14 protein-coding genes are annotated in these 12,052 nt (G+C 72.2%); 2 read left to right on the forward strand and 12 right to left on the reverse strand.

The window, feature by feature from the left end; genetic code table 11:
- Positions 1–28: 28 nt before the first annotated feature.
- The 4 genes from ACL02O_RS24365 to ACL02O_RS24380 all read right to left on the reverse strand — a co-directional run bounded on the left by ACL02O_RS24365 (position 29) and on the right by ACL02O_RS24380 (position 3,511).
- Complete coding sequence (locus ACL02O_RS24365) at positions 29–1,732, reverse strand: bifunctional 3'-5' exonuclease/DNA polymerase (RefSeq protein ID WP_412820470.1); 1,704 nt, start codon at positions 1,730–1,732, stop codon at positions 29–31.
- A 182-nt stretch (positions 1,733–1,914) separates the two neighbouring features.
- Entirely contained in the window at positions 1,915–2,280 is a 366-nt protein-coding gene (locus tag ACL02O_RS24370; RefSeq protein WP_412820471.1) for a cupin domain-containing protein, read from the reverse strand.
- Positions 2,281–2,379: 99 nt separating this feature from the next.
- A complete protein-coding gene (locus tag ACL02O_RS24375) occupies positions 2,380–2,817 on the reverse strand; it encodes a hypothetical protein (RefSeq protein WP_412820472.1) in 438 nt (145 codons plus the stop codon).
- 10 nt (positions 2,818–2,827) lie between these two features.
- Positions 2,828–3,511, reverse strand: a complete 684-nt coding sequence (locus ACL02O_RS24380; protein ID WP_412820473.1) for a helix-turn-helix transcriptional regulator — start codon at positions 3,509–3,511, stop codon at positions 2,828–2,830.
- A 44-nt stretch (positions 3,512–3,555) separates the two neighbouring features.
- Here ACL02O_RS24380 and ACL02O_RS24385 point away from each other — a divergent pair, with 44 nt between their 5' ends.
- Positions 3,556–3,978 carry a group III truncated hemoglobin gene (locus ACL02O_RS24385; protein ID WP_412820474.1) on the forward strand — a complete coding sequence of 141 codons (423 nt, stop codon included), beginning with the start codon at positions 3,556–3,558 and terminating at the stop codon, positions 3,976–3,978.
- A gap of 263 nt (positions 3,979–4,241) precedes the next feature.
- Here the strand turns inward: ACL02O_RS24385 and ACL02O_RS24390 are convergent, their stop codons facing one another.
- The 5 genes from ACL02O_RS24390 to ACL02O_RS24410 are packed head-to-tail and all read right to left on the reverse strand — an operon-like array spanning position 4,242 to position 9,321.
- The gene (locus tag ACL02O_RS24390; RefSeq protein ID WP_412820475.1) at positions 4,242–5,198 is read right to left on the reverse strand and encodes a carbohydrate ABC transporter permease; all 957 of its coding nucleotides are present in this window, start codon (positions 5,196–5,198) and stop codon (positions 4,242–4,244) included.
- Between the two features lie 13 nt (positions 5,199–5,211).
- Positions 5,212–6,153 carry a carbohydrate ABC transporter permease gene (locus tag ACL02O_RS24395; RefSeq protein WP_412820476.1) on the reverse strand — a complete coding sequence of 314 codons (942 nt, stop codon included), beginning with the start codon at positions 6,151–6,153 and terminating at the stop codon, positions 5,212–5,214.
- A gap of 22 nt (positions 6,154–6,175) precedes the next feature.
- Positions 6,176–7,588: an N-acetylglucosamine/diacetylchitobiose ABC transporter substrate-binding protein gene (gene ngcE, locus ACL02O_RS24400; protein WP_412820477.1), complete on the reverse strand. Its 1,413-nt coding sequence runs from the start codon at positions 7,586–7,588 to the stop codon at positions 6,176–6,178.
- 24 nt (positions 7,589–7,612) lie between these two features.
- Entirely contained in the window at positions 7,613–8,362 is a 750-nt protein-coding gene (locus ACL02O_RS24405) for an SIS domain-containing protein (protein WP_412820478.1), read from the reverse strand.
- Positions 8,359–9,321 carry a MurR/RpiR family transcriptional regulator gene (locus tag ACL02O_RS24410; protein WP_412820479.1) on the reverse strand — a complete coding sequence of 321 codons (963 nt, stop codon included), beginning with the start codon at positions 9,319–9,321 and terminating at the stop codon, positions 8,359–8,361. Before ACL02O_RS24410 ends, ACL02O_RS24405 begins: the two co-directional genes overlap by 4 nt.
- Positions 9,322–9,506: 185 nt before the next feature.
- On the opposite strand from ACL02O_RS24410, the gene ACL02O_RS24415 reads away from it, so the two are divergent.
- The gene (locus ACL02O_RS24415; protein ID WP_412820480.1) at positions 9,507–10,493 is read left to right on the forward strand and encodes an N-acetylglucosamine kinase; all 987 of its coding nucleotides are present in this window, start codon (positions 9,507–9,509) and stop codon (positions 10,491–10,493) included.
- 294 nt (positions 10,494–10,787) lie between these two features.
- Here the strand turns inward: ACL02O_RS24415 and ACL02O_RS24420 are convergent, their stop codons facing one another.
- Genes ACL02O_RS24420 through ACL02O_RS24430 form a run of 3 tightly spaced genes read right to left on the reverse strand, consistent with a single transcriptional unit; the run spans position 10,788 to position 11,902 of the window.
- Complete coding sequence (locus tag ACL02O_RS24420; RefSeq protein ID WP_412820481.1) at positions 10,788–11,219, reverse strand: SRPBCC family protein; 432 nt, start codon at positions 11,217–11,219, stop codon at positions 10,788–10,790.
- Positions 11,212–11,526 carry an ArsR/SmtB family transcription factor gene (locus ACL02O_RS24425; protein WP_412820482.1) on the reverse strand — a complete coding sequence of 105 codons (315 nt, stop codon included), beginning with the start codon at positions 11,524–11,526 and terminating at the stop codon, positions 11,212–11,214. Before ACL02O_RS24425 ends, ACL02O_RS24420 begins: the two co-directional genes overlap by 8 nt.
- Position 11,527: 1 nt before the next feature.
- Positions 11,528–11,902, reverse strand: a complete 375-nt coding sequence (locus tag ACL02O_RS24430) for a VOC family protein (protein ID WP_412820483.1) — start codon at positions 11,900–11,902, stop codon at positions 11,528–11,530.
- Positions 11,903–12,052: the final 150 nt, after the last annotated feature.

A 12,052-nucleotide genomic window follows, 5' to 3' on the forward strand; every position in this document is an offset into this window, starting at 1 on the left:
TAGCGGGGCAAAAAGGAAAATTGTGCGACTATGCCGCGTCGGCGTAGCAGTCCACGACGGACAGGTCCAGCGGAAACCGCACCGGGGTGTCACCGAAGAGCAGCGCGGTGGCCCGGGCGCCGGCGGCGCTCACCGCCGCGGCGACCGCCTCGGCCCGCCCGGCCAGACAGTGCACGATCACCTCGTCGTGCTGGAAGAAGACCAGCTCGGCCTCGATCCCGACCAGCTCGGTGCGGAGCGTGGCCAGCAGCGTCGAGGCCCACTCGGCGGCGGTCGCCTGAATGACGAAGTTACGGGTGAACCGCCCGCGCGACCGGGCCGCCCGGGCCCGGGGCCCCTGCGGGTCCGCCCCGGCGTCCGGGTCCAGCTCCTCCCCGTCGGTGAAGCCCAGCGAACCCGGTGGGCAGGTACGCCCCAGCCACGACCGCACCAGCCCGCCCGCCTCGCCCGTGCGGGCGGCCGCCTCGACGTATCCGAACGCGGTCGGGTACTTGCGCTTGAGCACCGCCAGGGCGGGCACCGCCGCACCGCCGGTCTGCCCGTACATGGCACCGAGCAGGGCCACCTTCGCCCGGGCCCGGTCGCCGCCGAACGCGTCCCGCGCGAGGGCGGCGTAGAGGTCGCCGGCGCCACCGGCTGCGGCCAGCCGCTCGTCCCCGGAGACCGCGGCGAGCACCCGGGGTTCGAGCTGGCCCGCGTCGGCCACCACGAAGGTCCAGCCCGGGTCGGCCACCACCGCGCGCCGGATCACCTTGGGGATCTGCAGCGCCCCGCCGCCCCGGGTGGCCCAGCGGCCGGAGACCACCCCGCCGGGCACGTACTCCGGGTGGAAGCGGCCGGCCGAGACCCAGGCGTCCCGCCAGGCCCAGCCGTGGGCCGTCCAGATCCGGTAGAGCTCCTTGTACTCCAGGACCAGCGGCACCGCCGGGTGGTCCACCCCGCGCAGCACCCAGGCCCGGGTGTTGGGCAGCTCCACGCCGGCCCGGGCGAACGCCCTCAGCAGCTCGGCCGGGGAGTCGGCGTGCAGCTGCCGTACGCCGAACGCGTCGGCGATCCGGGCGGCCAGCTCGGCCAGCCGCCGCGGCGGGCCACCCACCGGGGACGCCTCGCCGAGCAGCTCGGCGAGGATGTCGTCGTGCACGCCCGTCCGCCAGGGCAGGCCGGCCGCCCCCATCTCGGCGGCGATCAGTGCGCCGGCCGACTCGGCGGCGACCAGCAACCGGAACCGGCCGGGGTGCGCGGTCGCCGCGATCCGGGCGAGCTGGTCGGCGTACACCCGGGTCAGCGCCTCGATGCCCGGGCCCGGCGGGCCGGACGGCGCGTCGAAGAGCGCGCCCTGGCCATGGCCGGGCGGCTCCGGCGGGCGGAGTGCCGGATCGGGCGGCACCGGCGCGCCGGTCAGCCGCGCCCAGGCGGCAGCGAGCGAGCGTGGCTCGCCCCAGCGGCCGGCGTGCCCGAGCAGCAGCGCCTCGGTCAGCTCCAGGTCGTGACAGCGGTCGAGGCGAACCCCGGCACGCAGCAGCGCGGGATACAGCGTGGCGCCGGTGGCCCAGACCCAGCGGGGATGCTCGGCCGCCTCGCGGCCCGCGACCGCGGCGGCCAGCTCGGCCACCGGCTCGGCCGGGCCGGTGGGCCGACCGGAGGCGTCGAGGGATTGCAGCACTCCCCCGCCCCGCTCGTCCGACACGATTGCCACCAGCACAAACGCGATTCTGCCTCGCCCCTCCGACATCGGGTTCACCACGGGCCCGTCGGTACCGGCGGCTCAGGCCGCGCTCAGCCGGCGTGTCCCCGCGGGGCGAGCTGGTCGGCGTACACCCGGGTCAACGCCGAGATGTCCGGCCGGGGCGAGCCGGACGGCGCGGCGTGGAGCGGGTTCTGACCGTGGCCCGAGCAGCAGCGCCCCGGTTCGCCTCAACGGCCGAGCTTCGCCACTGTCAGCAGCACCACGGCGTCCTCGTGGGCGACCAGCCGATGCCGCTCCTGCGGCACCAGAATCAAGTCCCCCTGGCGCCCGGTCCAGCTCGCCGCGGAACCGATCAGTTCGACCCGCCCACGCAGCACCAGCACCGTCGCCTGCCCGGGGTTTTCGTGCTCGCTGAGCTCGACGCCGGCACCTAGCGCAATGATCGTCTGGCGCAGCGTCCGCTCATGTCCGCCGAAGACCGTCTCCGCGCTGCGCCCGGAGCCGGACCTCGCGGCCCGCTCGGCATGCTCGCGGGCGAGCGCGTCGAGACTGAGTTTCTGCATCTGTTGCCCACCCATCCGTCCGCTCGACACGACGCCGATCCCATCGGCAGAACCCTACGATGTCACGCCGTGGCGCCGGATGAGGCGACGAAACCTGCCCCGGACCGCCGGTACGTGTGGTCGGCGGAGCTATCCGCGTAGGCGCAGCACCAGGGAGACGCCCAGGCACGCCACGGTGACCAGCTTGACCGCTTCCAAGGCGATGTAGATCAGGTGCAGGTGGGAGGCGGCCGACGGCCCGCCGGCGATGATCTGCTGCGCCCGCACGTCCAGCAGGGGTCGCAGGATGAACGCCTGCGTCAGCAGGATCGCTCCGGCGACCGCCGTGAGCGTCCAGCGAGCGACCCCGGCGGAGGCTCCGACGAGGGCCAGGGTCAGCAGGAGCAGCAGCGTCAGCTCCGCCAGGTTGAGGGCGCGGAACACCAGGCGCCCGATGCCGAGCCCGAGCGCGCGGGTGATCCCGGGAGCGCGGAACTTCAACGGCGCCTCGATCACCGAGATGACCATCACCATCCCGAACCAGACGAACGGGATCGCGACCTGCGCGACGGTCCGCAACTTGTCCATGAACTCTTCCCTACGGCGAGGAGACGGTCGCCACGCACATCCCGGGGCGGGCGAAGGGCGCGAGGTCGATGGTGACGGCGCCGTCCGGCGCGACCTGATCAGCGACGCCGCCGAGCAGCCCGCGATGGACCTGACACACGACGTCGGGATACCGCCGCGCGAGGTCGAGGAAGGGGCAGGAGTGCAGCTCGATCCGCTGCCCTCCCGGCGTCGCCGTGCGGGCCGGCTCGAAGCCGAGCTCGGTGAAGAGGGCCGCCGCGCGCTGCGCGACCTGCTCGGCCCACCCGGCGGCCGCCGGTTCCGCGCCCCCGGTCGGCCGGTCAGCAGTCCGGCCACCTGGTGCCTCGGTGAGCCAGGCTCGCCCGGCCTGCTGCGCCGCCGCCCCGGCCGGCAGCCGGTCGAGGTGCGCGGCGAGGATCTCGGCGAGCAGTTGGTAGCGATCGCTCGCGGGCGTCGGTGTGGTGCTGGCGTAAACGGCCCTGGGGCGGCCGGGCCCGCTTCCGCTGCGCTCACTCCGACTCACATAGCCGGCGTCGGCGAGCACGTCCAGGTGGAAGCGGACGGTGTTGGGGTGCAGGCCGGTCGCGCCCGCCAGGCGCACCACGTCCAACGGCGCACGAGCTGAGCGGAGCGCCTCGAGGATGCGCCGTCGGCTCGGCACGGCAAGCGCGCCGTAGCTCACCTGGTCGGTCATGCCCCCAATATATACGATCGGCATCGGATAAAAGGAGGTTGCGCATGCGGCGCGACATTGCTGACCGGACCGATCTCGTCCTGTTGATCAGTGACTTCTACGCCCGAGTGTTCGCCGACGACCTGCTCGGTCACATCTTCGTGGACGTCGCAAAGATGGACCTGGCGGCCCATCTGCCGATCATGGGCGACTTCTGGGAAACCGTGCTGTTCCGCACCGGTGGCTACCGGCGCAACGCCCTGGCGCTGCACGTCGACCTGCACCGCGTCGCACCGCTCGGGCCCGAGCACTTCGCCCGCTGGCTCGAACTCTGGCGCGCCACCATCGACGACCGGTACGCAGGCCCGAACGCCGAGCGGGCAAAGATCCAAGCGGAGCGGATCGCCCGGTCGATGCAGCGTAGGCTCGCCGGGGCCACCGGCAGCGAACACGTCACCGTCCGACGCCGGGATCCGGCGCAGCGCTGACCGGCGAGCCGCGCGGCGACCAGTTGGCCGGGGCCGTCGACCCCGAGGTCGGAGCGCCTCCGTCCGGCCATTCGCGGCCTGCGAATGGCCGGCGGCTCACCCGCCACGCGGCTCCTGATCGACCTCCTGCCGCCCCGGAGGACGAGACGGTCCGCGCGGTGGCCGGGGCTGTCAACCCATCAGCGACCTCACCGACCGGGGCGCCGCCTCAGCCGGGACGACGGCCGGCACCCGCCACCGGAGCCGCACGGGGGCGGGCTGGCTCACTTGCCGACGCCGGCGGTGAGGCCGGACTGGACCTGGCGCTGGAAGACGATGTACACGATCAGCACCGGCAGCATCGCCATGGTGACGCCTGCGAACAGGCCGGACCAGTCGGACTTGTAGCCCTGGTTGACCGACAGCTCGATCAACCCCTGCGCGATCACCTGGTGCTTCGGCTCGCCGGAGACCGACTGCATGAGCAGGGTCGGCAGGTACCACTGGTTCCACTGGCCGAGCACGTTGAAGATGCCGATGCTGATCAGGCCCGGCTTGGCCATCGGCAGCATCACGCTGAAGAACGTGCGGGTGTGTGAGGCCCCGTCGACCATGGCCGCCTCGGCGATCGAGTCGGGCAGCGTCCGGAAGAACGAGTGCATGAAGAAGATCGTGAACGACAGCGACCAGGCCACGTAGACCAGGATCAGCATGAGGTGCTTGTTCGGGCCGAGCAGCGGGAAGCTGATCCCGGTGTTGTAGACCCCCTTGAACAGCGGCACCGCGGCCAGGTAGATCGGCAGGGTCAGGCCGGACAGGAACATCCAGTAGATCAGGCGGTTGCCGCGGAACTCGTAGCGGGCCAGGGCGTACGCCGCCATCGAGCCCAGCAGCATCGTCAGGGTCACGCTGAAGACGAGCACGAGCAGCGTGTTGAGGAAGAAGCTGTCGATCCCGGCCGTCCAGGCCCGGGCGAAGTTGTCCCACTGCAGCGAGTCGGGGATCAGCGACAGCGGTTCGCGGATCACCTCCGAGTCGGTCTTGAGCGCGGACATCACCACCCAGAGCAGCGGGTAGACCACCATGATCGCCCACACCGCGAGGAACAGGTGGGAGAAGCCGTTGAATATCCGGCCGCCGATGCCGTTGGCGGCGCTTTTCGCCCGTCGGCCCGCTGCCGGCCCGGCCGGCGGCACCGCACCGGGTCGCGTCTGGCCGGAGGTGTGGGTCACCGTACTCATCGTCCAGGCCTCCTCAGAACTCGATCCGCTCACGGCGGGTAATCCTCAGCTGGAGGGCGGCCAGCAGGATGGTGAAGATGGCCAGCGCCACGGCGATCGCGCAGGCGTAGCCGAACTGGCCTTTCTGGAACGCATTGAACTGGATCACCGAGGCGAAGATCTCGCTGGCGTGGTTCGGACCGCCCTGGCTCGGCGTCATGACGAAGACCAGGGCGTACATGTCCAGCGCGATGAAGCCCAGATAGACCCAGGCGACCGAGATGCTGTCCCGGAGCAGCGGCAGGGTCACCCGGAAGAAGGTGTGGAACCGGCCCGCGCCGTCGAGGATCGCGGCCTCGTAGATCTCCTTCGGGATCGACTGCATGGCGGCGGAGAAGAGCACCATGTAGAAGCCGGCGCCGCTCCACACCGCGATGAGCAGCAGCCACCAGAGCACCGCCGGCACGCCGAGGAACGGCTCCGGGTCGGCGGTGAACGCGATCGGGTTCTGCGGGTCGACCACCCCGATCTTGATGAGCAGGCCGTTGATCAGGCCCTGCTCGTCGGTGCGGTAGATCTGCTGCCACATCACGGCGATGACCACCAGCGACAGCACCTGCGGGAAGAAGAAAATTACCTTGTAGATGCCGGAGCCGAAGACGCCCCGGATGCCGGCCCTGTCCTCGCGTCCGCCCACATTGAGCAGGAACGCGAGGAACAGGGCCAGCGCGATGGTGAACAGCGGCACGGTGACCAGGAAGAAGACGTTGTGCCAGAACGCCTTCCGGATCAGTTCGTCGGAGAGCAGCCGGACGTAGTTGTCCAGCCCGACGAAGCGCTGGGAATCCGAGTACCCACCCCAGTCGGTCAGCGAGTATCCCGCCGCCTGCGCGAACGGCCACACCACGTAGAACAGATACAGCGCGACCGGCAGGGCCAGGAAGCCCGTGACGAAACGCGCGACTCCGTGCCGCATTGGACTCACTCTCTCGTTCGGATCAGGCGGTGCGGGTCTGCTTCTTGATCGACGAGTCCTTGGCGACCTTGTCGGCGGCCGCCTGCATCTTGTCGACGAACTGCTGCGCGGTCAGCCGGCCGGCCATCAGCTCCTCGGAGAGGTTCTGGCTCTCCTTGTCCAGGTCGGCGTAGAAGTCCGGGAACTTCACCGAGATCAGGTCCGAGCCGGCGTTCTTCATCAGCGCGTTCGCCGAGGCCAGCGCGCTGTCCTGGACGTTGTCGCCGGAGCCCTTGGTGGAGGCCAGCGACTTGGTCAGCTCGGCGAACTTCGCCGAACCGGCCTTGGACAGGATCGCCCGCAGGAACTCCTTCGCGGCCTCCTTGTTCGGCGCCTTGCTCGGCACCACGAAGCCCTCGCCGGAGCCGGCGAAGACGTCCTTCGCCGCCTTGTCGCCGGCGTTCGACCAGTAGTCCGAGAGGGTCAGCTCGAAGCCCGGCGGGATGGTGGCGGCCATCTCGTTCTTCAGCCAGGTGCCGACCTGGATGAACGCGGCCTTTCCGTCGAGCCAGGCCTGCTGCGACTGGGTGTGGTCGAGCTTGCCCGGCAGGAGCAGCCGGTCCTTGACCAGCTTCTCCCACGGCTCCAGCGCCGCGAGGACGCCGTCGGCCTTCCAGGCGTTGTCCTTCAGATTGTCGATGTCGATGACGGCCTGCTTGCCGGCCGACTTCCAGATGCTGGCGAACAGACCCCAGCGCGGGTAGTAGCCGTGGACGGCGTCGTGGACGTACGGCGCCATGCCCTTCGCCTTGATCTTCGGCGCCAGGGCGAAGAACTCCTCCCAGGTGGTCGGCGGCTGCCAGCCCTCCTTCTTGAACAGGGCGCCGTTGTACCAGTTGCCCCACACCGTGTAGGCGACGTTCACCACGTAGAACTTGCCGTTCTGGGTGCCGTCGGAGACGGTGCCGGGCAGCAGCGAGTCGGCCACCGTGCCCTCGCTGTCCCAGGCGGGCGCGGTGAGCAGGTCGTCGAGCGGCTCGATGGCACCCTCGTTGATCAGCGTGCTGCGGTCCATCGAGTCGGCGCCCGAGTTCATCACCAGGTCGCTCGGCTGCGTGGCCATCTTCGGCTGCTCTTCGGTCTTGATCTTCTGGGTGGAAGACATGTTGACCGTGATGTTCGGGTGCTTGGCGTTGAAGACGACCTTGTCTTCCTTGGCCCACTGGTCACCCAGGCCACCGTTGAAGACGACCACCTTGACGGCGCTGCCGTCCTTCACGCCGAACGGGTTGTCCTTGCTCTTCGTCCCGCCGGTGTCGTTGGACTTGCTCGGCTCACTGCCGGCGCAGGCGCTGAGCAGGCCCGCGGCCGGAGTGACGAGCAGACCGGCGGCCGCGGCCCGCTGCAGCAGGGTGCGGCGGCTGAGGTCGCCGCGGTTCTCGGGGGTAACCGACATCTTGTCTCTCCTTGTGGTGTCGGGTCAGGCGGTCCGCCGGAGGCGCCCGGCGTACCGCGACTCGAGGGCGAGGTTGTGCTCGTCCCCGCCGGGGACGTTGGCGGAGAGGTAGATAGGGGGTACCTCTCCGGCCTGGTGGAACCGTCGTACGACCTCGGCGGTCAGCAGCTGCGCCAGCAGCGCCGCGGTGACCGACGAGACCGCACAGACCGCGCCGCCGCCCTCGAGCGGCAGCAGTGCGTCGCCGTACGGCGCGCCGTTGTCCAGCACGACGTCGGCGAGGTCGGCGAGCCGGTGGCCGCTCGGGTGCCGCGGGGCGACCCGTGCGGTGTGCTCGACCGAGGTGACCGCGATCAGCGGGTGGCCCTGCGCCCGGACCAGCGTCGCCAGCTCGACCACCGAGCCGTTGATGCCGGACTGGGAGGCGACCACGAACACGTCCTCCAGCTGCGGCGCCGCCAGGGCGTAGAGCTGGTGCGCGACCGCCGGGTCGCGTTCCAGCTTGGGGTCGGCGAGCACGTCGCGGGGCGCGTCGCCGTGCAGCACGAGGTCGTGCAGGGAGAGTCGGTTGGTGGGGACCAGGCCGCCGGCGCGGGCCACCAGCTCGGCGGCGAACGCCTCGGAGTGGCCGGCGCCGAACGCCTGGAGCACCCCGCCGCGGCGCAGCCCGGCGGCGATCAGGTCCGCCGCCCGGTCGACCGCCTCGGCCTGGGTGTCGACCAGCCGGTCGAGCACCGGGCGGACGGCGTCCGCGTACCGCTGGGCACTGATCATGAGGTGGCCCCCTTCGCGGCCTTGTGCCCGTCGACGGCCTGGGCGGTACGCCGGAAGGCCGCGTGGGCGCGGTCGTGGGTGCGCTGCGCCACCGCGATGTAGAGCAGGTCGAGCACGACGAGCTGGGGGTGCCGGGCGGAGAGTGCGTCGGGCCGGAAGGTGGTGGCCTGGCTGGCGGTGACCAGCACGATGTCGGCCAGCTCGGCCAGCGGCGAGCGGGGGAAGCCGGTCAGCGCGACCGTGGTGGCTCCCCGGCTGCCCGCCTCGGCGAGCATCTCGATGGTCTCCCGGGTCTGGCCGGTGTGCGAGATGCCGAGGGCGACGTCGCCGGCGCCGAGCAGCGCGGCGCTCGCCAGCCCCTCGTGCACGTCGCTCCAGGCCCAGGCGGCCACCCCGATGCGGTGCAGGCTGAACTGCATCTCCTCGCCGACCAGGGCGCTGCCGCTGGCGCCGAAGATGTTCACCCGGCTCGCCCCGGCGATCGCCACCGCGGCCCGCTCCACCTCGGTCAGGTCGAGCAGCGCGGCGGTGTCGTGCATGGCCCGGGTGTCGGCGGCCATGATCTGGTCGAGCACCCGGGAGAGCGGATCGCCGGGCTGGATCTCCCGGCCGATGTCGACGGTCCAACCGGCCGACCGGGCCCGGCCGGTCTCGGCGGCGATGCCGAGCCGCAGGTCGGCGTAGCCCTCGAAGCCCATCGCCCGGCAGAACCGGGTGATGGTCGCCGGGGAGGTGCCGCTGCGCTCGGCCAGTTCCACGATGGTGGCCCGGGCCGCCGCCTCCGGGTCGCTGAGCACGTGCTCAGCGACCCGGCGCAGCGCTCCGGTCAGCTCCCCCGCCCCGGCCCGGACCCTGGCCAGCACCCCGTCGGAGGAGACCGCCACCGCACCCCGCCGGTCGACCGCGTCGGCGTCGACCACCGCGGTCCCCGCGGGGGTGTCCACCTCGTGATCAACCATGGGACGCCTTTCGGAAAAGAGTGTTAACTGTTAGTGGTAAAAGTTCTTACTGAAGGCCCCTCCGTGTCAAGGCCGTGGGCGAAGTTTTCAAACTGTTACCTGGCGCACAGGACGGATCTTGCATCCCGGAGCGCGGCCGACCAGCATGAAGGCCACGACGCCGCGAGCGCAGGGAGGCCACCCGGATGTCCGACACCGTCGTGGTCGGCCTCGACGTCGGGGGTACGTCCACCCGCGCGGCCGCCGTCAGCCTGGACGGGGTACGGCTCGGCACCGGCCGGGCCGGTGGCGGCAACCCGACCACCCACGGCGCCGACCGGGCCGCCGCCGAACTGCTGGCCGCGCTGCGGGCCGCCCTCGCCGACGTCGATCCGGCCCGGGTCCGCGCGGGCACCATCGGGCTCGCCGGAGCGGGACGCCTCCTCGCCGATCCGCAGGGCCACGCCGCCTTCGACCAGGCCTGGGCCGACGCCGGGCTGCGCTGCCCGTACGCGGTGCACGGCGACGCCCTGGTCGCGTACGCCTCGGGCACGGCGGCCCCGGACGGCACCGTGCTCATCGCCGGCACCGGCGCGATCGCCGCCGAAGTCCGCGACCTGCGCCTGGACCGCGTCGCGGACGGGCACGGCTGGCTGCTCGGCGATGCCGGCTCCGGATTCTGGCTGGGCCGGGAGGCGGTCCGCCGGCTGCTGGCCGACCTGGACCGGGCCGAGGCCCCCGGTGGGCTGGCCCGGCGGATCCTCGCCGAGCTGACCGGATCGTCCGAGGTGGCGGCCCGGCCCCGGGCCACCGCGGAGACGGTGGTGCAGGCGGTGACCCGGCGCCCGCCGGTGGAACTGGCCCGGCTCGCGCCCCTCGTCGTGACGGCGGCCCGCGAGGGCGAGCCGGCCGCCGCGTCGCTCGTCGCGGAGGCGGCCACGCTGCTCGCCGAGAGCGTCGGCCGGATCCGGCCGGCCGGGGCCGGTAACCCGCTGGTGATCGGTGGCGGGCTGCTCACCGGGGACACCGCGCTCGCCGACGCGGTCCGTGGCGAACTGGGCCGGCGCTGGCCGGACGCGCCGTTGTGCGCGGCCGGGGACGCCGCCGCGGCGGCGGCCTGGCTCGCCGCCCGCGACCTTCCCGAGGTCACCGACCCGGCCGCCCTGCACGCCCGGCTGGTGCCGGCCCGCTGAGACCACGGCCCGGTCACGCCCGGCCATCGCGGACGACCCGTCACCACCCGCCCTTCGGGACAGCCGCCGACGCCCGGCCCGCACCGCCCGGGGCGGAGGGAACGGAGTGGGCGGAGGAAGGGCGGTCGAGCTGCTGGGAACTTGATGACCCGAACGGATCGGTCGGGACGGCGGATCGGGTACGCCCCCTCGGCGAGTCGTCCACGTCATCAAGTTCGTAGCCGACCACGGCCACCTGCCATCCCCGCCGAGGACCATGAGCCGCGGGTTCGAGGTCCTGCCCGGTCCTCGCGGTCAGACCAGATCGGCCAACTCCCGCGCCAGGCGGGGCCAGACGTGGCTGCGCCAGCCGCCGTCGAGCAGGGTGAAGGTGCGCCGCTGCACCGGGTCGTCCGGGTCGAAGCCGGCGTGCTCCAGCAGGAGCCGGGTGCCCCGCCCCTCCGGCACCAGGGTCCAGGTGACCACGGTGTCCAGCCGGCCACCCCGCCAGGCCCAGCGCAGCCGGCGGGGCTCGTCCAGTTCCAGCACCTCGCAGTGGATGACGCCGTCGAAACCCTGGCCGGGCCGTGGGGTGGTGCGGAAGGTGAACCGGTGCCCCGGCACGGGCCGGAAGTCGTTCGGCATCAGCCAGCGGGCCAGCAGATCGGAATCGGTCAGCGCCCGCCAGACCTTGGCCGGCGGATGCGCCAGGAACTGGTCCACCGCGATGGCCGCCGGCTCAGTCATCCGGCAGCCCGTCCAGCACGTCGCGCAGGTCGGCGAGGCGGGCCCGCCAGAACCGCTCGTACGGGCCGAGCCAGTCGGCCATCTCGCGCAACGGCTCGGGGCGCAGCGCGTAGAACCGCTGCCGGCCGACCGGATGCTCGGTCACCAGCCCGGCATCCTTGAGCACCCGCAGGTGCTCGGACAGGCTGGGCCGCCGCATGTCGAAGTGGTCGGCGAGCTGCTGCACCGGCTGCTCGCCCCGCTCCAGCAGCAGCCGGAGCAGCTCCCGCCGGGTCGGGTTGGCCAGCGCCGCGAAGACGTCCGCCACGTCAGACCCGGGTGGACTGGAGGACGATGCCGTTGCCGTCGGGGTCGTCGAAGGTGGCGTACCGACCCCAGGGCGCGGTCTGGATGCCGCCATCGGCGAAGGCGACGCCCCGGTCCCGCAGCCGGGCCACGTCGGCGTCGAGGTCGTCGGTCTCCAGCACCAGGCCCTTGAGCGAGCCGGGCGGCATGGTCGGGAACCAGGTGACCAGGGTGAGCGCGGTGTCGGCGCCCTTCGGGGCCACCTGGACCCAGCGACCACCGGGCCCCATCGGGTTGTCGAAGACCAGGTCGAAGCCGAGCACGTCGACGTAGAAGTCGCGGGCCCGGTCCTGGTCGCCGACGGGTACGGAGACGAGCTTCACGTGGGTCACGGTCATGGCCACCACAATAGGTAGGAGATTTCCTACGGGTCAAGCGGCGAGCGGGGGGGGGGGGGGAGGGGGACCCCCCCCCCCCCCCCCCCAACCCCCCCCACCCTCCCCCCCCCCCCCCCTTTCCCTGGGGACAAAAACACGCCGAGGGGGCCA

It is taken from the genome of Micromonospora mangrovicola (genome assembly GCF_047200535.1).
Taxonomy (GTDB): domain Bacteria; phylum Actinomycetota; class Actinomycetes; order Mycobacteriales; family Micromonosporaceae; genus Micromonospora.